The organism is Mesorhizobium sp. WSM4887, assembly GCF_029625865.1.
Classification (GTDB): Bacteria; Pseudomonadota; Alphaproteobacteria; order Rhizobiales; family Rhizobiaceae; genus Mesorhizobium.
In genome coordinates, this window is sequence record NZ_JARTVP010000002.1 from 56,428 (window position 1) to 75,045 (window position 18,618).

17 protein-coding genes and 1 other RNA gene are annotated in these 18,618 nt (G+C 63.1%); 8 read left to right on the top strand and 10 right to left on the bottom strand.

The features are described 5' to 3' along the window. Positions 1 to 14: 14 nt before the first annotated feature. From P9230_RS08515 to P9230_RS08545, 7 genes are all read right to left on the bottom strand, one after another. Entirely contained in the window at positions 15 to 1,643 is a 1,629-nt protein-coding gene (locus P9230_RS08515) for an ABC transporter ATP-binding protein (protein ID WP_067324466.1), read from the bottom strand. Continuing rightward, on the bottom strand, positions 1,640 to 2,779 hold the full coding sequence (locus tag P9230_RS08520) for an ABC transporter permease (RefSeq protein WP_278118449.1): 1,140 nt from the start codon (positions 2,777 to 2,779) through the stop codon (positions 1,640 to 1,642). The genes P9230_RS08515 and P9230_RS08520 overlap by 4 nt, the downstream gene beginning before the upstream one ends. Continuing rightward, positions 2,779 to 3,873 (bottom strand): microcin C ABC transporter permease YejB, encoded by a 1,095-nt coding sequence (locus P9230_RS08525; RefSeq protein ID WP_066996227.1) that lies wholly within the window; start codon positions 3,871 to 3,873, stop codon positions 2,779 to 2,781. The genes P9230_RS08520 and P9230_RS08525 overlap by 1 nt, the downstream gene beginning before the upstream one ends. Further along, positions 3,873 to 4,166 carry a hypothetical protein gene (locus P9230_RS08530; RefSeq protein WP_067324470.1) on the bottom strand — a complete coding sequence of 98 codons (294 nt, stop codon included), beginning with the start codon at positions 4,164 to 4,166 and terminating at the stop codon, positions 3,873 to 3,875. The genes P9230_RS08525 and P9230_RS08530 overlap by 1 nt, the downstream gene beginning before the upstream one ends. Next, entirely contained in the window at positions 4,153 to 6,030 is a 1,878-nt protein-coding gene (locus tag P9230_RS08535) for an extracellular solute-binding protein (RefSeq protein WP_278118451.1), read from the bottom strand. Before P9230_RS08535 ends, P9230_RS08530 begins: the two co-directional genes overlap by 14 nt. Further along, positions 6,030 to 7,907, bottom strand: coding sequence for an extracellular solute-binding protein (locus P9230_RS08540; RefSeq protein WP_067324474.1), 1,878 nt, complete (start codon positions 7,905 to 7,907; stop codon positions 6,030 to 6,032). The genes P9230_RS08535 and P9230_RS08540 overlap by 1 nt, the downstream gene beginning before the upstream one ends. Positions 7,908 to 8,063: 156 nt before the next feature. Continuing rightward, the gene (locus P9230_RS08545) at positions 8,064 to 8,765 is read right to left on the bottom strand and encodes a cytochrome c family protein (protein ID WP_095799305.1); all 702 of its coding nucleotides are present in this window, start codon (positions 8,763 to 8,765) and stop codon (positions 8,064 to 8,066) included. Between the two features lie 192 nt (positions 8,766 to 8,957). On the opposite strand from P9230_RS08545, the gene P9230_RS08550 reads away from it, so the two are divergent. Continuing rightward, on the top strand, positions 8,958 to 9,686 hold the full coding sequence (locus P9230_RS08550; RefSeq protein WP_067324478.1) for a 3-deoxy-manno-octulosonate cytidylyltransferase: 729 nt from the start codon (positions 8,958 to 8,960) through the stop codon (positions 9,684 to 9,686). 26 nt (positions 9,687 to 9,712) lie between these two features. Continuing rightward, a complete protein-coding gene (locus P9230_RS08555; RefSeq protein ID WP_066996244.1) occupies positions 9,713 to 10,576 on the top strand; it encodes a prephenate dehydratase in 864 nt (287 codons plus the stop codon). Between the two features lie 244 nt (positions 10,577 to 10,820). Here P9230_RS08555 and P9230_RS08560 read toward each other — a convergent pair whose 3' ends face one another. The 3 genes from P9230_RS08560 to P9230_RS08570 are packed head-to-tail and all read right to left on the bottom strand — an operon-like array spanning position 10,821 to position 12,558. Further along, on the bottom strand, positions 10,821 to 11,147 hold the full coding sequence (locus tag P9230_RS08560; RefSeq protein ID WP_278118454.1) for a Dabb family protein: 327 nt from the start codon (positions 11,145 to 11,147) through the stop codon (positions 10,821 to 10,823). A gap of 10 nt (positions 11,148 to 11,157) precedes the next feature. Then, positions 11,158 to 12,099, bottom strand: coding sequence for an NAD(+) diphosphatase (gene nudC / locus P9230_RS08565; protein ID WP_095799308.1), 942 nt, complete (start codon positions 12,097 to 12,099; stop codon positions 11,158 to 11,160). 39 nt (positions 12,100 to 12,138) lie between these two features. Then, positions 12,139 to 12,558 (bottom strand): HIT family protein, encoded by a 420-nt coding sequence (locus P9230_RS08570; RefSeq protein ID WP_095799309.1) that lies wholly within the window; start codon positions 12,556 to 12,558, stop codon positions 12,139 to 12,141. A gap of 180 nt (positions 12,559 to 12,738) precedes the next feature. On the opposite strand from P9230_RS08570, the gene ffs reads away from it, so the two are divergent. The 6 genes from ffs (at position 12,739) to P9230_RS08600 (ending at position 18,561) form a co-directional block, all read left to right on the top strand. Beyond that, positions 12,739 to 12,835, top strand: an RNA gene (gene ffs, locus P9230_RS08575) — signal recognition particle sRNA small type. Positions 12,836 to 12,941: 106 nt separating this feature from the next. After that, positions 12,942 to 14,753, top strand: a complete 1,812-nt coding sequence (locus P9230_RS08580; protein WP_278118456.1) for a DNA polymerase III subunit gamma/tau — start codon at positions 12,942 to 12,944, stop codon at positions 14,751 to 14,753. Positions 14,754 to 14,845: 92 nt separating this feature from the next. Beyond that, positions 14,846 to 15,169 (top strand): YbaB/EbfC family nucleoid-associated protein, encoded by a 324-nt coding sequence (locus P9230_RS08585; RefSeq protein WP_066996259.1) that lies wholly within the window; start codon positions 14,846 to 14,848, stop codon positions 15,167 to 15,169. A 216-nt stretch (positions 15,170 to 15,385) separates the two neighbouring features. Then, the gene (locus P9230_RS08590; RefSeq protein ID WP_067324486.1) at positions 15,386 to 16,375 is read left to right on the top strand and encodes a cell wall hydrolase; all 990 of its coding nucleotides are present in this window, start codon (positions 15,386 to 15,388) and stop codon (positions 16,373 to 16,375) included. 121 nt (positions 16,376 to 16,496) lie between these two features. Next, entirely contained in the window at positions 16,497 to 17,102 is a 606-nt protein-coding gene (recR, locus tag P9230_RS08595) for a recombination mediator RecR (protein WP_278118458.1), read from the top strand. Positions 17,103 to 17,286: 184 nt separating this feature from the next. Further along, positions 17,287 to 18,561 (top strand): lytic murein transglycosylase, encoded by a 1,275-nt coding sequence (locus P9230_RS08600; protein ID WP_278118460.1) that lies wholly within the window; start codon positions 17,287 to 17,289, stop codon positions 18,559 to 18,561. Positions 18,562 to 18,618 lie beyond the last annotated feature (57 nt).

Genomic DNA, 18,618 nt, shown 5'->3' on the forward strand with positions numbered 1-18,618 from the left:
CCTGTATTTCCAGCCTACTCGCTGACGACCCCGGTCGGTGCCGTTTCGATCCGGAACGCGGCCGAGATCAGCGCCCTCGTATAGTCGGTTTGTGGGCGGTCGAAAATCTGTTCGGACGGCCCGGCTTCGACGATCTGACCATTGCGCATGACGATCACGTCATTGGCAAGGGCGCGGATGACCTTCAGGTCGTGGCTGATGAAGAGATAGGCGAGGTTGTGCCTGGCCTGCAGGTTGCGCAAGAGATCGACGACTTGCGCCTGCACGCTCATGTCGAGCGCCGAAGTCGGCTCGTCGAGCATGACGAAGCGCGGGTTGAGCACCATGGCGCGTGCGATGGCGACGCGCTGGCGCTGGCCGCCCGAGAATTCATGCGGATAGCGGTGACGCGTCTCCGGGTCGAGACCGACTTCCTTCAACACCTCGACGACCTTGTCGTCGCGCTCATCGGGCGAGAGTTTCGGCGCGTGGATCTTCAGCCCTTCCTCGATGATCTCCGCGACCGACATGCGCGGGCTCAAGGATCCGAACGGGTCCTGGAAGACGATCTGCAGCTCGCGCCGCAGCGGCCGCATGGCGCTGAAGGAAAGCTGGTTGATGTCGCGCCCGTTGAAGTTGATCGCGCCCGTGGACGAGATCATCCGCGCGAGCGCCAGGCCTAGCGTCGTCTTGCCGGAGCCGGATTCACCGACGACTCCGAGCGTCTGGCCGGCGCGCACTGTAACGTCGATGCCGTCCACCGCCTTCACATGGTCGACGGTGCGGCGGAAGAAGCCCCGCTTGATCGGGAACCAGACCTTGATGTCCTTGCCGGTCATCACCGCCGTGGCATCAGCATTCGCCGCCGGCGGTTTGCCCTTCGGCTCGGCGGCCAAGAGGTGCTTGGTATAGGCGTGTTGCGGGTTGGCGAAGATCTCCTTGGTCGGCCCGGTCTCGACTATTTTGCCCTTCGTCATGACGCAGACGCGGTCGGCGATCTTTCTGACGATGCCGAGGTCATGGGTGATGAATAGCATCGACATGCGCTTGCGGCTTTTCAGGCCGGCGAGCAGTTCGAGGATCTGCGCCTGCACGGTCACGTCGAGCGCCGTCGTCGGCTCGTCGGCGATCAAGAGTTCCGGCTCGTTGGCCAAGGCCATGGCGATCATGACGCGCTGGCGCTGGCCGCCGGAGAGCTGGTGCGGATAGGCATCGAGCCGCTTCTGCGGGTCGCGTATGCCGACCTCGGTGAGCAGCTCCAACGTGCGAGCGTGGGCCTGGCGATCGCCCAGCCCCTGATGCAGCTTCAGCACCTCGACGATCTGCTGCTCGATCGTGTGCAGCGGATTGAGCGAGGTCATCGGCTCCTGGAAGATCATGGTGATCTTGTTGCCGCGCACGCCGCGCAGCGTCCTTTCGTTGGCGTGGAGCAGGTCGGCGCCGTGGAACAGGATCTTTCCCGAGGGGTGGCTGGCCGACGGATAGGGCAACAGCTTCAGCACCGACAGCGCGGAGACCGATTTGCCGGATCCGGATTCGCCGACCAGCGCGACCGTCTCGCCCTTGCCGATCTCGAAGGAGACGTGGTCGACGGCGATCGATTGCGTGCCGCCTTGCGCGAAGGCGACACTCAAATCGCGGACGGAAAGCAGAGGCTCGCTCATTTGAACGTCTTGCGCGGATCGAAGGCATCGCGCGTCGCCTCGCCGATGAAGACCAGCAGCGACAGCATCAGCGAAATCACGATGAAGCCGGAGATGCCGAGCCAGGGCGCGTTGAGATTGCGCTGCGCCTGCTTCAGCAATTCGCCGAGCGAGGCCGAACCCGGCGGCAGGCCGAAGCCGAGATAGTCGAGCGAGGTCAGCGTCGAGATCGAGCCCGAGAGCAGGAACGGCAGGAAGGTCAGCGTCGCCACCATGGCGTTGGGCAGGAGATGGCGGAACATGATGGTGAGGTTGGGCACGCCAAGCGCGCGCGCCGCGTTGACATATTCGAAGTTGCGCGCGCGCAGGAACTCGGCCCGCACCACGCCGACCAGCGCCACCCAGGAGAACAGCAGCATCAGGCCGAGCAGGATGAAGAAGCCGGGCGGCAGGATGGCGGAGACGATGAGCAGCAGATAAAGCACCGGGATCGCCGACCAGATCTCGATGAAGCGTTGAAACAGAAGGTCCGTCCAGCCGCCGAAATAGCCTTGCACCGCGCCGGCCGCGACGCCGATCAGCGAGGAGCCGAGCGTCAGGATCAGCCCGAACAGCACCGAGATGCGGAAGCCGTAAAGCACGCGTGCCAGCACGTCGCGCGCCTGGTCGTCGGTGCCCAGCCAATTCCAGTTGCCGACGACGCAGTTGGGATCGGCTCCGCCCTGCGGATACTGGCTGCAGCGCGTCTTCCTGTCGTAAAGCCAGGACGGCTTGGCGGGCGCAGCTTCAGGGATGGCGTTGTTGACCGTTTGATAGGAGTAGCGGACCGGCGGCCAGATCATCCAGCCATTGGCATTGATCTCGTCCTGAATCACCGGATCGCGATAGTCCGTGACGGCATAGAAGCCGCCGAATTTCTCCTCCGGATAGGCGACCAGCACCGGAAACAGGATCTCGCCCTTGTAGGAGGCGATGATGGGCTTGTCGTTGGCGATCAATTCGGAAAACAGCGACAGCACGAACAGCAACAGGAAGATCCACAGCGACCAGTAGCCGCGCCGGTTCGCCTTGAAGTTTTGCAGCCGCCGCTGATTGAGCGGCGACAACCACGGCCGGGCGGCGCGGGCCGGCTTGGTTTCTGCCGAAGCTGCCGTCATCAGACGTCTCTCCGCTCGAAATCGATGCGCGGATCGACCCAGGTGTAGATCAGGTCCGAGAGCAGGGCGACGAACAGGCCGAGCAGCGAGAAGATGTAGAGATTGGCGAAGACCACCGGATAGTCGCGGTCGATCACCGACTTGAAGCCGAGCAGGCCGAGCCCGTCGAGCGAGAAGATGTTCTCGATCAGCAGCGAGCCGGTGAAGAAGGCCGAGATGAAGGCGCCCGGGAAGCCTGCGATGACGATCAGCATGGCGTTGCGGAAGACATGGCCATAAAGCACCTTGCGCTCCGACAGACCCTTGGCGCGCGCCGTCACCACATATTGCTTGCGGATCTCCTCGAGGAACGAGTTCTTGGTCAAAAGCGTCGTCGTGGCGAAGGCCGACAGCACAAGTGCGGTCAGCGGCAGCGTCATGTGCCAGAAATAGTCGATGATCTTGTCCGGCCAGGACAGCTGGTCCCAATTGTCGGAAACGATGCCGCGCAGCGGGAACCAATCCCAGAACGAGCCGCCGGCAAACAGCACCATCAAAAGGATGCCGAACAGGAAGCCGGGGATGGCATAGCCGACGATCACCACGCCGCTCGTCCAGACATCGAAGGTCGAGCCGTCCTGCACCGCCTTGCGGATGCCGAGCGGGATCGAGATCAGGTAGGAGAGCAGCGTGATCCAGAGCCCGATCGAGATCGACACTGGCATCTTTTCCAGGATCAGGTCGAGCACCGAGATGTCGCGGAAATAACTGTCGCCGAAGTCGAAGCGGGCATAGTTCCACAGCATCATGCCGAAGCGCTCGAGCGGCGGCTTGTCGAAGCCGAACTGCTTTTCGAGCTTCTTGATGAATTCGGGGTCCAACCCTTGGGCCCCGCGATATTTCGAGCCGACATCGCCGGCGACGTCGAAATTGGTGGCGCCCGCGTCGCCACCGCCGCCGCCGAGGCGATCGGTGCCGCCCTGGTTGGTGAGCTTGGCGATGACCTGCTCGACCGGGCCGCCCGGCGCGAACTGGATGACGGCGAAGGAGATCGCCATGATGCCGAACAGCGTCGGGATCATCAGCAGGATGCGGCGCAGGATATAGGCGCCCATCAGATGTTGCCCTCCTTGGGGAAGACCACTGTATCTGGAGGCGTCCCCGAGGCAATCGCTTCAGACCAATTGTCGGCGTCGGCGCCGCCGCTCATCGTCCTGCCGGACATTTCTCCCCGTAAAGTGACGGGGAGAAAGGGGCTGGCCGCGATCTCGGCACGTTCGCCACGGCGCTTGTGATTGGCGAAACCATAGATGAAGGCTTCCCGCTCCCCGTCACTATACGGGGAGAGGATGCCGGCAGGCAGGTGAGGGGCGGCACCGACGCCCGCAAGAAATTCACCCTTTGCCAATTTTCGCCGCCTTGCCCTTGTCGACCCACCACAGCGCTTCGACCGGAAAGCCGAAATCGGGCTTCTGCTCGGGAAAGCCGAACATGTCCCAATAGGCGCTTCGGTGATTCGCCAGATACCAACTTGGAATCCAATCGCGCCGAGCGCGCAAGGCCCGATCGAGCGCCCGCATGGCGACGGTGAGGCTCTCACGGTCCTTGGCCGCGCCGACGGCGTCGATCAGCGCGTCTATAGCCGGACTCGCTATGCCCGGCAGGTTCCGAGAGCCTGAGACCGACGCGCTTCGCGAATGGAAGAAGGTCTCGAGGTCATCACGGGTCGGGGTTGCGCTAAAGGAGAAGGCGGCGGAGATCATGTCGTAGTCGAATGTGTTCTGTCGCAATTGATACTGCGCGGCATCGACCAGCCGGATTGAGGCATCGATGCCGACAGCCTTCATATTGTCGACCCAGGGCGAGTAAATCTGCACGAACGCGTCGTCGTCGACGAGGATTTCGGCTGATAGCCGTCCGCCCTTGTCGTTCAGGACAAACGCGCCGGATCGCTTCCAGCCGGCCTCGGCGAGAAGCTTCGCCGCCTTGCCCAGCAATTGGCGGTCGCGGCCTGAGCCGTTCGATACAGCCTGGGTCACGGCTTCGCCGAAAGTCTCGGGCGGAATCTGATCCCGCAGCGGCTCCAGCAAAGTCAATTCCTGCGGCGACGGCACGCCTTCGGCGCGAAAATCCGATTTCTCGAAGCAAGACTGCGAGCGCTCATATGAGCCGTAGAAGAAATTGCGTCGGGTCCATTCGAAGTCGAAGCAGAGTGCGATCGCCTGCCGAACGCGGGAGTCCCGGAACTGTTCCCGCCTTTGATTGACGGCGGTGGCCTGCATGGAAGGCACCTTTTCCGCCGGGAATTCGTGCTTCACCACCTTGCCGGCCATGACAGCCGGAAAATCGTAACCCGTGGCCCAGACACGCGAAACGGATTCTTCCCTGTAGAGGATCTCGCCCTTCTTGAACGCTTCGAACGCGGCGTTGCGGTTCTGGTAGGATTCGATGCGAATGCGCTGGAAATTGTTCTGGCCGCGATTGACCGGAAGATCGTTGCCCCAATAGTCGGCCACCCGCTCATATTCGATCCAGGCCCCGGCCGACCAGCGGCCGATCTTGTAGGCGCTTGAACCCAACGGAGGATTCATCTGCGAGGAATCGAACGGATTGGCCGTATAGAAGGCTTTCGACAGGATCGGCATCTGGACGACGTTGAGAATCGTGCGGGAGGCCTGCTTGCCTGAGAATTTGAGTTCAAGCGTGTGGGCGTCCACCGCTACGGCGTCCTCCAGATGCGTCAGCGACAGCGAATAGTCTGGGTGCCCCTTGTCCTTCAGCAGCTTGAAGGTGAAGGCGGCATCCTCGGCCGTCAGCGGCGTGCCGTCGTGGAAACGGGCCTGCGGGCGCAGCGAGAAGGTGAAGCCGTTGCGGTCGTCGGAAATCGTGACCCCGTCGGCGATCAGCCCATAGACGGCGTCGGGCTCGTCAAGCGCCCGCACCAACAGCGCATCGAAGCACATTTCCGTGCGCTGCGGCGCATCGCCCTTGGGGACGAATGAATTCAGGGTGCTGAAGGTCAGCGGGGTCTGGTTCGCGACCCAGTTGAAAGGCTGGAAATTGAAGGTGCCGCCTTGCGGCGCATCGACATTGACATAATCGAAATGCGCGAAGTCAGGCTTGTATTTCAAATCGCCGAACGCCGACAGCCCATGCAATTTGACACCGGTCGGGGTCTGAGCGAAAGCCCGACCCGGCAGCAGCACTGCGGCAGTCGCCGCCGCGCCGAGCGCCAGGAAGTCACGACGAGGAAGCAATGTCTGCCGCCTCATCAGTTACCCCTGTATTTGGCGGTCAATGCCTTTTCCTTCGCCGTATCGATCCACCAGGAGTCGATATCGGCGCCACGGTAGCTGGGCTGCTTTTCGGGCATGCCGAACTTGTTCCAGTAGGCAAGCCAGACCACCGCCCGGTAGTATTGCGGCACGGTATAGTAGTTCCACAACAGCACGCGATCGAGCGCATGAGTGGCGGCGACGAGATCGTCGCGGTCGGTGGCGAAGATGACGCGGTCCACCAGCGCGTCGACGACCGGGTCCTTGATGCCGGAGTAATTGCGCGAGCCGGGTGAATCGGCGGACTTCGAACTCCAGAAATCGCGCTGTTCGTTGCCGGGCGAATCCGACTGCTGCAGCACGTTGGTGATGACGTCGTAGTCGAAATTGTTGACGCGGTTGACGTACTGGCTGGGGTCGATGATGCGCAGCGTCGCATCGACGCCGATCTTGCGCAGATTGGCGATATAGTTGCCGGAGAGGATCTGATCCGTGTCGGACGTGCCGAGGATCTCGAATTTGAACGGCGCGCCGCTCTTGGCGTTCATCATCTTGCCGCCCTTGATCACCCAGCCGGCCTGGGCGAAGAGGTCGACAGCCTGCTTCAGATATTTCCGCTCCGCTTGCGGTGAGTCGTAGACCGGCAGCTTGAATTCCTGGGTGAACAGTTCAGGCGGCAGCTTGTCGCGATACTTCTCGAGGATTTCGAGTTCCTTGCCTTGCGGCAATCCGCTCGACGCGAGTTCCGTACCTTGGAAATAGCTTTGGGTGCGCGTGTTGGAATTGAAGAACAGCGTTCGGTTCATCGTCTCGAAGTCATAGGGATAGGTTAGCGCCTCGCGGACCCGGCGATCCTGGAACAGCGGCCGGCGCTGGTTCAGCATGAAGGCTTGCATCGGCTCCGGCGAAGTGGTCTTGAATTCCTTTTTGATCACGTCGCCGGCGTTCACCGCCGGAAAGTTGTATGCCGTCGCCCACCGCCGCGAGCTGTTTTCGGCCTTGATGTCGTCTAGCCCGCCCTTGGTAAAGGCCTGCCACGCAGCATTCTCGTCCAGTATGTAGGTGAAGCGCTGAGTGTCGAAGTTCTCCCGGCCGATCTTCACCGGCAGCTTGGCGCCCCAGTAATCAGCCACGCGCTGCCAGACGATCTCGGAACCCGGCTTGAAGCTGGCGATCTTGTAGGCGGCTGATCCCAGCGGCGGCTCGAGAGTCGGCCTGGTGATGTCGCGCTTCTTGCCGCTGGCATCGGTGCCCTCCCACCAGTGCTTCGGCAGGACGACCAGATCGCCGATAATCTTGGGCAGCTCGCGGTTGCCCTTCTGGTTGAAATGAAACTCGACCTCGCGGTCGGAAATCGCCACCGCGTCGGTAACGTTTTCGAAATAGCGGTTGTATTGGGGGGCGTTGGCCTTCAGCACCTGGAACGACCAGACCACATCGTCGACCGTGATCGGCTGGCCGTCATGCCATTTCGCTCGCCGGTCGAGCCGGTAGGTCGCAGAGGAATAGTCGGGCGGGTATTTATAGGCCTCGGCAACCAGCGGGTGGCTGACGCTGCCCTCGTCGGTCGCCTGGTCCATCAGCGTGTCGTAGAGCAGGCCGCCGCCGAACCCGGCGAGCCCCGCAGCCGGCGACCCCGGCACGATATAGGGATTGAAGCTGTCGAAAGTGCCGACAACGACGGAGTCGTGGGCGCCACCCTTGGGAGCGTCCGGATTGACATAGTCGTAGCGTTGGAAATTTTCGCCGTATTTGGACGGGCCGGTCAGCGAGGACGTGGTGTGCCACTCATCAGCGAGGCTGGCCTGCAGGCTGGCGGCGAAGGCGATCGCCAGCATCGATGCGAAAAACGTCCGGGAGCGGCCGACCGTCATGCGTTCTCCTCGTCGCAACAGTACCCACCGGCAATCTAGATCATTTGACGCCGGTGAAAACCGCAAGCGCCGGCTTTTGTCTCAGCATATGCGGCTTTCCGAACAAAAAAGCCGGGACGAACCCGGCTTTTCCAAGGTGTCTTTATGACGAAATGTTTATTGCGCGGGCGCGACCGGCTTGGCCGGGGCGGCACCTTCGGCCGGCTTTGCCGGAGCCGCACCTTCGGCCGGCTTGGCGGGTGCCGTACCTGCGGCCGGCTTCGCCGCGGCGGCGCCTTCGGCGGGCTTGGCTTCCGCCGAAGCGCCCGGCTGCGGCAGCGGCTTCGGATTGTCCGACAGCGTGCGCAGATAGGCGATCACGTTGGCGCGGTCCTCATCCTTCGGCAGGCCGGCAAAGCCCATCGCCGTGCCCTTCACGAACTTCTTCGGCGCGTTGATGAAGTGGTTGAGGTTGTCGTAGGTCCACTTCTCGGCGCCGCCCTTGGAGAAATCCTTCATGCCGGCCGAATAGGCGAAGCCCTCATGCTCGGCGACGGGGCGATCGATGATGTCCCAGAGGTCCGGACCGACCTTGTTGGGGCCGCCCTTTTCGCCGGAATGGCAGGCCTGGCACTTCTTGAAAATGGCGGCGCCCGTCTCGGCATTGGCGGTCGCGAGCAGGTCGGCGATCGGCTTGGCTTCGGCCGCGGGCGCGGCAGCGCCGCCGCCTTCGGCCGGCTCGGCCGCCTCGATGGCGAAGCCCGGCTTCTCGGGAGCGGGGGAGGCAAACAGCCCGTCGGAAACGATGCCCACGGAAAAGACGACGAAACAGGTTCCGAGGAATCCGGCGAGCAGCTTGTTGACTTCGTTGGAATCCATACGCCCCTTGCTCCCTTTTCCGGCGGACCGTCCCGTCCACTCCGTCCGTCGGTATAGCGAAGGCCCCAACGGGCCCGTTAAATCGCGCGGAAACTAGGTCTTTTGCTTCGTCGTTGCAACACCTATAAGGGCGCTTCCAGTGAGACGTTTTGCCACTTTTCCATCCGCTTCCCCGGCTGTCCCAGAAGTCCCATGTCGACATTGATCCTGATCCCCGCCCGCATGGCCTCGACGCGCCTGCCGGGCAAGCCGCTGGCCGACATCGCCGGCGCGCCGATGATCGTCCATGTCGCCCGCCGCGGCGCCGAGGCTGGGCTCGGCCGTGTGGTGGTGGCGACCGACACCGAAGCGGTCGCCTCGGCGGTAAGGGATCACGGTTTCGAGGCGGTGATGACGCGCGCGGACCACGAATCGGGATCCGACCGCATCTTCGAGGCCCTCACCCTGCTGGACCCGGAGAAAAAGGTCGAAACCATCGTCAACGTCCAGGGCGATCTGCCGACCATCGATCCTGAGATCATCGGCGCATCGCTGCGGCCCTTCGCCGACCCGTCGGTCGACATAGCCACGCTCGGCGTCGAGATTGTGCGCGACGAGGAAAGGACAAATCCGAACGTGGTCAAGATCGTCGGCTCGCCGCTCTCGGCGACAAGGCTGAAGGCGCTCTATTTCACGCGCGCCACGGCGCCGTGGGGGGAGGGCCCGCTCTATCACCACATCGGCCTCTATGCCTACCGCCGGACAGCGCTGGAACGCTTCGTGGCGCTGAAGCCGTCGCCGCTCGAACGCCGTGAGCGGCTGGAGCAGCTGCGGGCGCTGGAAGCCGGCATGCGCATCGATGCCGAGATCGTCCGGTCGCTGCCGCTCGGCGTCGACACGCCCGACGATCTCGAGCGCGCCAGGCAAATTCTTTCAAACTGAGACATCCGTAAGCGAGACCTTGGCGCATGCCTGAAAAGACCAACAGAATATCCTTCCAGGGCGAGCCGGGCGCCAATTCCGATACCGCTTGCCGCAACATGTTCCCCTCGATGGAGCCGTTGCCCTGTCCCACCTTCGAAGACGCCTTCAACGCGGTCGAGACCGGCAAGGCCGAGCTCGCCATGATCCCGATCGAGAACACTATTGCCGGGCGCGTCGCCGACATCCATCATCTTTTGCCGGAATCGCGCCTGCACATCGTCGGCGAGTATTTCCTGCCCATCCATTTCCAGCTGATGGTGCTGCCGGGCGTGAAACGCGAAGAGATCAGAAGCGTGCACAGCCATATCCATGCCCTTGGCCAATGCCGCAAATACATCCGCAAGAATGGCTGGAAGCCGGTTGTCGCCGGCGACACGGCGGGATCGGCCAAGATGGTCTCCGAGGTCAAGGACCGCACGATGGCGGCACTTGCGCCTGCGCTTGCCGCCGAGCTCTACGGCCTCGACATCATCGAGAAGAATGTCGAGGACACCGACTCGAACGTCACCCGCTTCGTCGTGCTGACCAAGAACAAGCAATGGGCCGAGCGCCCCTCGCTGGAAGCCAAGATGATGACCACCTTCATCTTCCGTGTCCGCAACGTGCCGGCCGCGCTCTACAAGGCCATGGGCGGCTTCGCCACCAACGGCATCAACATGACCAAGCTCGAGAGCTATCAGCTCGGCGCTTTCACAGCGACGCTGTTTTATGCCGACATCGAGGGCCACCCCGATGATCCGCTGGTCAAGCTGGCGCTCGACGAATTGCGCTTCTTCTCGCGCGAGATGCGCATTCTCGGCGTCTATCCGGCAAGCGCGTCGCGCGAGCAGTGGAAGGTCGCCGATTAGGTGGTTCCTAGGACCTTCGAGATTGGCAAAGGCCTTGATGCTTCGTCATCCACGGGCGAAGCAAGGAGCGAAGCGACGCGGCGCAGACCCGAGGATCCATGCCGGGACTTCAACGCGTTAGGACGGTCCAGATTCTGCTCCGCTGCGCCCCTCGACTGAGGTAACGGCATGGATCCCAGGGTCTGCGCTCCGCTTCGCGTCGCTCCGCCCTGGGATGACGACCTCATGGAGGTCCGCGTCAATCTTAGACGCCGGCGCTCGATCCAATCTCAGCCAAGCCGAGCGGGACATAGTCGATTTCGAGAAATTTCTCGACCTCAGGCAGCCGGCGGTCGCGCACGAAGGCGACGTGGTCGGGATGCTCGTTGTATCTGGTGTAGGCAGCCTGGTCGGCGAACTCCATCGAGAAGCCGAACTGATAGTCGTTCTTGGGGCTCACTTGGCGCAGCTGCTCGAAATGCGTCACACCCTTGATCCCCGTCAGGATCTTCTTGGCATCGTGGAGGAACCGCTTCGCCTCCAGCGAATGCGGCGGATGCTTCAGCGTGAACACGACGGTATGACGGATCATTTCTCGGCTCCTATTCGCTGTTGACCCAGGCGCGGATGAGGTGGTGGGCGATCGCTCCTTTCGGCGGCGTGATCAGGCCGCCGGGGTGCGTTCTCTCCAGCATCGAGCGCACCTCATCGCGCGAAAACCAGCGGCAGTCTTCGAGCTCGTTCAGGTCGGCCTGGATGTCCTCGTTGAGCGGCTCGCCGAAGCAGCCGATCATCAGCGAATAGGGGAACGGCCAGGGCTGGCTGGCGTGGTAGACGACGCGGCCGAGCCGGATTCCGGCCTCCTCCAGCGTCTCGCGGCGCACCGCCGCCTCGATCGTCTCGCCGGGCTCGATGAAGCCGGCAAGGGCCGAATACATGCCGGGCCCGAAATGCCGGCCGCGCCCGAGCAGGCATTTCTCGCGCGTCGCCGTCAGCATGATCGCCACCGGATCGGTGCGCGGGAAATGGTCGGTGCCGCAGGCCGGGCAATGCCGCCTGTAGCCGCCGGCGCGCATCTCCGAGCGATTGCCGCATTTGCTGCAGAAAGCGTGGCTGGCATGCCAGGCGAGCAGCGCAGCGCCCTGCGCCAGCGCGCCGGCCGCCGCTTCGTCTATCAGCCCCTGCATATAGACGGAGCGGTAGTCGATCGCCTTCACCGTTTCCGGGAGATTTTCCGGTTCGATGCCGGCGGGCACGGCCAGCACCGGGCCGCTCTCCGAAAGGCCGAGCAGCACGCCGCCGTCGAGCGAAACCTCGAAGGCCTGGCTTTCCGCCGCTTCGAACCATGGGTCGAATTTGCCGTCGTCGAGCTTCAGATAAAGCCTGCCGCCATGCATCAGCATCAGCCGCGCCGATCGCTCGCCAAGCGCCTTCTCGACCGCGTCGTCGGCGCGGTTTTCCGATTGCCGGTCGATCCGGTTGCCGGCGAAACCGACGAATTGGCTCGGCTCGCGCAAAGGCGCGTCAAACAGACGAAAGTTCATAGGAGACTCGAGGAGGGGCAGGAATGGACACTGATGGCTTTATAGCGCTGCCTTGATCTTTTCGGCAAACCGGCGGATGTCGGAGCGCTCATACGGCTCGCGCATGCCATGCCCCCAGACCGGCCCTGGCCAGCCGGGGTCGCTCTCGCTGCGGGCGATGACATGGACGTGCAGCTGGCGCACGATGTTGCCGAGCGCCCCGGTGTTGATCTTGGTGCAGCCGGTCACCCGCTTCAGCGCCTGGGCGACCATATTGGTCTCGAAGGTCAGCATCGTCTGGTCGAGTGGCGTCAGGTCGTGGATTTCCTCCACGCCCGGCCGCTGCGGCACCAGGACCAGCCACGGCCAGCGGCGATCGTTCATCAGCCGGAGCTCGCACAGGCCGAGCCACATGAGCTGCTCACTGTCCGCCTCCAATCGGGCGTCCAGTGTGAAACCGGCCTTTAGGCCAGGCAGCATGGGCGTTTCCCTCACTTTTCGAGAATGCTTCAAACCCTGAACGCTAGAGCGACGGCAAGGTGGCTGCAAGCGAATCATTGACCGCTCCTGCGGATTTGAAGGTCGTCTGCACCGCATGGCCTGGCCGGTGATCCACTACGACCCTTGCATTTCGCCGCTGAATTGCCGATATGGAGCTTGGGAGGTTGGTGGTGGACGATCCACTCGCCAACCGGGTCAGGTCCGGAAGGAAGCAGCCCTAACGAGCCCGGAACGGGTCATTGTTCCAGCCTCCCGCCTCTTCGCCTTTCTCCCGCGACATTGACGGCGCCGAGCCGTGCGGGCGAGACTATGCGCAGGAATCGGCCGCCTTCCGTCGCGGTCCTTGGAGCTTTTGACGGCGAATGAGCGAAGCCGGAAATTCGGGGCCAGAAAGCCTGGAGACAGGTAAGGCCGGCGCCTATCGCGTGCTGGCGCGCAAATACCGCCCCTCCAATTTCTCCGAACTGATCGGCCAGGAGCCGATGGTCCGCACGCTCACCAATGCCTTCGCCACTGGCCGCATCGCCCAGGCCTGGATGCTGACCGGCGTGCGCGGTGTCGGCAAGACGACGACGGCGCGCATTCTCGCACGCGCCCTGAACTATAAAACCGCCACTGTCGACCAGCCCTCCGTCGACCTTTCGACCCCCGGCGAGCATTGCCAGGCGATCATGGAAGGCCGCCATGTCGACGTCATCGAGATGGACGCGGCTTCCCATACCGGCATCGACGACATCAGGGACATCATCGACCGCGTCCGCTACGCGCCGGTCTCGGCCCGCTACAAGGTCTACATCATCGACGAAGTGCACATGCTCTCCACCCAGGCCTTCAACGGCCTGTTGAAGACGCTGGAAGAGCCGCCGCCGCATGTCAAATTCATCTTCGCCACCACCGAGATCCGCAAGGTGCCGATCACGGTTCTGTCGCGCTGTCAGCGCTTCGACCTGAGGCGCATCGATGCCGGCGCGCTCGTCGCGCATCTTTCCTCGATTGCCGCCAAGGAAGGCATTTCCGTGGATGATGAGGCTTTGGCGATGATTGCGCGGGCCGCCGAGGGCTCGGCGCGCGATTCGCTCTCCATCCTCGATCAGGCGATCGCCCATGGCAGCGGCACCGTCAGCGCCGCCGCCGTTCGCGCCATGTTGGGCTTGGCCGACCGCGCCCGTATCATCGACCTGTTCGAGCACGTCATGAAGGGCGATGTTGCGGCGGCCTTGTCCGAATTCCGCGCACAATACGATACCGGCGCCGATCCGGCCGCGGTGCTCACCGACCTGGCGGAATTCAACCACCTCGTTACGCGTCTGCGGTTCGTGCCGGCCGCGGCCAATGATGCCTCGCTCTCCGAGGACGAGCGGCGGCGCGGCGCCGAATTTGCGAGCACGCTGTCGGTGCGCGTGCTCTCGCGAACCTGGCAGATGCTCCTGAAAGGTATTCCCGAGGTGCAGTCCTCCAACCGTCCGGTCAGCGCCGGCGAGATGGTGCTGATCCGGCTGGCGCACGTCGCCGACCTGCCGACGCTGGACGAAGCGCTGAAATCGCTCGAGGGGGCGGCCCCTGTGCCGAATGGCGCTCCGCGCGCCAATGGAGCGCCGGCAAGCAGTGGCGGCGGCACAAATGCCGTGGCGCCGGCGCGGATGCCGGCCTCTAACGGCGGAGGGCAGACCATGCGGCTGGTCGAGATGCAGCCCGCGCCCGCCGCCTTCGTCCCGGCGCCCGAACCGGTCATCGAAACACCGGCCGTTCCGGTGAAGTCGCTGGCCGACATCGCGGCCCTGGCCGATGCCAACCGCGACATCGCCTTCAAGGTGTTGGTCAAGCGCTGCGTGCGGCTGGTGCGCATCGAGCCTGGCCGCATCGACGTCAGCCTGACCGACGATGCGCCCAAGATGCTGCTCAACGACCTGACCTCCAAGCTGCGTGCCTGGACCGGCCGCAACTGGCTGGTCTCGCTGTCGAAGGAAGAGGGTAGCAAGACGCTGGCCGAGATGGAGACGACAAAGCGCGAGAACGCCTTCTCCGATGCCAGGAGCGATCCGACCGTCGCCGCCATCCTCGCCCGCTTTCCCGGCGCCAAGATCATCGACGTGCGCATTCCCGATGTGCCGGAAGCGGAAGGCGCTGACGCCGACCTGCCGGTTGAGCCGGCTGCCGACGACGAAGAGATTTAGAGCTGACGAACGCGTCAGGGAAAGAGTACGGACCGGTTTCGGTCAAGATCATATTCGCGTTAACGTAGATTCCAACAAGAGGAAGTTTCACGATGAAGGATCTTCTCGGCCTGATGGGCAAGGCAAAGGAAATGCAGGCCAAGTTCCAGGCCATGCAGGATGAGATCGCCACCCTGGAAGCCACTGGGCAGGCGGGTGGCGGCCTGGTCAGCGTGACCCTGACCGGCAAGTTCGAAATGAAGGCGCTGAAGATCGATCCGTCCTTGCTGAAGGACGACGAGGTGGAGATCCTCGAAGACTTGCTGTTGGCCGCTCACAATGATGCCAAAAATAAGGTCGAGCTGGTCATGCAGGAAAAGACCAAGGCATTGACTGCGGGCTTGCCTATACCGCCCGGAATGAAATTGCCGTTCTAAGGCATCTGCCACCAGTTAATTGATTGTGAACGAAAATTGAGCCCGGGCCGCAATATTAACCATTTTGCCGGCATGCTCACGGGCTCATTTCGCGACATTCATAAAGTTTTACCCAAGTCCAGAGGTTGCTAACCATCTAGCCATCTTTTTGCCTGAAAGAGTCTCATTCTTGCCACATCTCGGGGCGGGCTGGCATCTGGAAATGAGGCTTTTTTGTTGATCGCGACGCGATGGAAGACGCCGCTGCTGCTTATCGGCATCGCCGCTTCCCCCTTGCTCCTGGCCGGCTGCAGCCAGACCGCTTCACATGGCATGTCGGTGGCGAGCCTGACCGACGCCGTCACCCCGAGCTTCCTCAGCTCGCGTTCCTATAAATACTCGATGAAGGACAAGGAGTGCCTGCAAAGGGCGATGTTCTTCGAGTCCAACCGGTCGAGCCGTGACGGCATGATCGCCGTCGGCACGGTCGTGATGAACCGGCTACGCTCGGGACAGCATGGCAGCACGATCTGCGAGGTCGTCGGCGAAAAGGGCCAGTTCGCCCCGGGCGTGCTGACGCGCCCGATGAATTCGCGGGCATTGCCAGATGTCGAGGAAGCCGCCGAGGCAGTGCTGAAAGGCGAGCGCAAGGCCAAGCTCAAGAACACGATGTTCTTCCACACCGCCGGCCTGCGTTTCCCCTACAAGAACATGCACTACACGATGGTGGCCGGCGGCAATGCCTTCTATGAGAAGCGCGGCCGCAACTGGCAGCCGTTGCCGGATGAGCCGATGGTCGCCATGGCCTCCGGCAAGTCGCAGAAGACCGACCCCACCGCTCCGGTCCTCGTCGCTTCCGCCGAGCCGGTGGTCAAGACGATCGTTCACGCTGATCCGGCCAAGCAGGCCGCTACGACCGCGGCTGCCGCGCCGGCGCTTCCGGCCAAGACCACAACGGTTGCTGCCCAGCAGACCTATGTGACGGCCTCCGCCGCGCCAGGGCAGAAGGCCGGCCGCGTCACGGCGAAGCCGATCATGGTGGCGATGCAGGAGCCGATGGAGGAGCCCGACGCCTCCCGCTTCGGCGGCACGTTGAAAGGTCGCTACATCACCTCCGTTCCGAGCGCTCCGCAGGAAGCGGCGATGGGATTCCAGTCGACGCCCGAGAACACCGACGCCATCGGCGCGCTGATTGTCAGCCAGTCCCGGCCGCTCGAAGCCTACTGAGCCAACCCGCCATCAAATGATCCGTCTTGACGGCATGGCGGATCATTTCCTGTTGCGGATGTCACCAAAGCGCTCTGAAAACCGTTTCGCACTTTTCCCGGAATTGCTCTAGATCAGAGCGATGTCGAAAAGAATCGCCGGTCCAGAGATAGAACGCCTGATCCAGCTCCTGGCCAAGGTGCCGGGGCTCGGGCCGCGTTCGGCAAGGCGCGCGGCTCTCCATCTCATCAAGAAGAAGGAGCAGCTGCTCGAGCCTTTAGCCGCAGCCATGGGCGAGGCGGCCGATAAAGTGCGCATCTGCTCGACCTGCGGCAATGTCGACACCTCCGACCTGTGCATGATCTGCACCGATCCACGCCGCGATGCCGGCACGCTTATCGTCGTCGAGGACGTCTCCGATCTCTGGGCGCTGGAACGCGCCGCCGCCATGAATGTGCGCTATCACGTGCTCGGCGGCACGCTGTCGCCGCTCGATGGCATCGGCCCGGACCAGCTCAACATCCGCTCGCTGGTAGACCGTGTCGCCGGCGGCGAGGTGAAGGAGGTGATCCTTGCCGTCAACGCCACCGTCGAGGGCCAGACCACGGCGCACTACCTGACCGATCAGCTCTCGGGTTTCGAGGTCAAGGTGACTAGGCTCGCGCATGGCGTTCCGGTCGGCGGCGAGCTCGACTATCTCGACGAAGGCACGCTTGCCGCGGCGCTGCGCTCGAGGACGGCGTTTTGAGGGGAGGGGATTGGTGACTGGCGTTTTTCCCGGAAAGGCCGCACTCCGTCCCACCCCCCTCTGTCCTGCCGGACATCTCCCCCGCAAGGGGGGAGATCAGACGTCACGCCGGCTTTCGCCAATATCCAACGTCGCAGGAAGAGGCGGTGCACCGAAACAGCCAATCTCCCCCCAAGTGGGGGAGATGTCCGGCAGGACAGAGGGGGGCGCGACAGAACGCGGCTTTTCCAAATTCGGCTTCGCATTTTTCCTTGCGGCGCTTGCCGTTCTCCTCACCCTGCCCGCTCGCGCCACGCCCATCGACAACCAATTCCAGGCCTGGCTGCAAAACGACCTCTGGCCCGAGGCCGAGGCCAAAGGCATTTTCAAAAAGACCTTCGACGCCGCCTTCATCGGCGTGAAGCCGAACCTGAAACTGCCGGATCTCGTCATGCCCGGCGAGAAGCCGGCGACGCCGCAAAAACAGCACCAGGCGGAGTTCGGTCCGCCCGCCAATTATTTCGCCGAGAAGATCATTCGGGCCGTCACCGGCGGAGGGCGGTCGCGCGAAAGCGCCAACGCCCGCGTGCTTGGGCTCATCGAGAAGCGCTACGGCGTGCCTGGCGAGATCGTGCTGGCGATCTGGGGTCGCGAGACCGGCTTCGGCGCCGCCAAGATGCCCTACGACGCCTTCGAGGTGCTAGGCACCAAGGCGTTCATGTCGACGAAGAAGGATTTCTTCCGCACCGAGGTGCTGGCCGCACTAGAGATCGTCGAGCGCGGGCTCGCTCCGGTCAATGCGATGAAGTCCTCCTGGGCCGGCGCGCTCGGCCAGCCGCAATTCATGCCGACGTCCTTCCTCAAGCATGCCGTCGATTTCGACGGCGACGGCCGGCCCGACATCTGGAATTCGACGCCGGACGTGCTCGCCTCCATCGCCAACTATCTTGTCCACTATGGCTGGGTGAGGGGGCGCGGCTGGGGGACCGAGGTGATTGCGCCGGCAAACGTCTCCTGCGCGCTCGAAGGACCCGACCAGGGTAAGAAGATTTCCGACTGGGTGGCGATGGGCATCAGGCGCGCCGACGGAAAGGCGTTTCCGGCCAGTGAACTCAAGGCCGAGGGTTTCCTGCTGATGCCGGCCGGACGCAGCGGCCCCGCTTTCATCGTCACGCCGAATTTCTATGTGCTGAAGCAATACAACACCAGCGATCTCTATGCGCTGTTCATCGGCCACGCCGCCGATCGCATCACCAAAGGCGACGCCACCTTTGCCGGTACCTGGGGGCGGGTGGGCGATCTCCACCGGTCCGATATCGCTGCCCTCCAGCAAGCGCTGGAGGCGAAGGGCTACGATGTCGGCAGCGCCGACGGCCTGCCCGGCTTCAAGACACGCCGCTCGATCGGCGTCTGGCAAGCGAAGAACGGCAAGACCGCCACCTGCTTTCCGGACGCGAACCTGGTCGCGCAGCTGAAATGACGGGCGACTTCCAAGCGGCCAAGATTTGGCAGATTTTCCCAATCGACGGCTTCGGTT

What these genes read in the sequence shown, in the direction of transcription:
- P9230_RS08515 (WP_067324466.1), bottom strand. Translation starts at nt 1,643, where the DNA reads ATGAGCGAGCCTCTGCTTTCCGTCCGCGATTTGAGTGTCGCCTTCGCG.
- P9230_RS08550 (WP_067324478.1), top strand. Translation starts at nt 8,958, where the DNA reads ATGTCGACATTGATCCTGATCCCCGCCCGCATGGCCTCGACGCGCCTG.
- P9230_RS08585 (WP_066996259.1), top strand. Translation starts at nt 14,846, where the DNA reads ATGAAGGATCTTCTCGGCCTGATGGGCAAGGCAAAGGAAATGCAGGCC.
- P9230_RS08525 (WP_066996227.1), bottom strand. Translation starts at nt 3,873, where the DNA reads ATGGGCGCCTATATCCTGCGCCGCATCCTGCTGATGATCCCGACGCTG.
- P9230_RS08560 (WP_278118454.1), bottom strand. Translation starts at nt 11,147, where the DNA reads ATGATCCGTCATACCGTCGTGTTCACGCTGAAGCATCCGCCGCATTCG.
- P9230_RS08570 (WP_095799309.1), bottom strand. Translation starts at nt 12,558, where the DNA reads ATGCTGCCTGGCCTAAAGGCCGGTTTCACACTGGACGCCCGATTGGAG.
- P9230_RS08555 (WP_066996244.1), top strand. Translation starts at nt 9,713, where the DNA reads ATGCCTGAAAAGACCAACAGAATATCCTTCCAGGGCGAGCCGGGCGCC.
- recR (WP_278118458.1), top strand. Translation starts at nt 16,497, where the DNA reads ATGTCGAAAAGAATCGCCGGTCCAGAGATAGAACGCCTGATCCAGCTC.
- P9230_RS08545 (WP_095799305.1), bottom strand. Translation starts at nt 8,765, where the DNA reads ATGGATTCCAACGAAGTCAACAAGCTGCTCGCCGGATTCCTCGGAACC.
- P9230_RS08580 (WP_278118456.1), top strand. Translation starts at nt 12,942, where the DNA reads ATGAGCGAAGCCGGAAATTCGGGGCCAGAAAGCCTGGAGACAGGTAAG.
- P9230_RS08600 (WP_278118460.1), top strand. Translation starts at nt 17,287, where the DNA reads ATGTCCGGCAGGACAGAGGGGGGCGCGACAGAACGCGGCTTTTCCAAA.
- P9230_RS08520 (WP_278118449.1), bottom strand. Translation starts at nt 2,779, where the DNA reads ATGACGGCAGCTTCGGCAGAAACCAAGCCGGCCCGCGCCGCCCGGCCG.
- nudC (WP_095799308.1), bottom strand. Translation starts at nt 12,099, where the DNA reads ATGAACTTTCGTCTGTTTGACGCGCCTTTGCGCGAGCCGAGCCAATTC.
- P9230_RS08535 (WP_278118451.1), bottom strand. Translation starts at nt 6,030, where the DNA reads ATGAGGCGGCAGACATTGCTTCCTCGTCGTGACTTCCTGGCGCTCGGC.
- P9230_RS08540 (WP_067324474.1), bottom strand. Translation starts at nt 7,907, where the DNA reads ATGACGGTCGGCCGCTCCCGGACGTTTTTCGCATCGATGCTGGCGATC.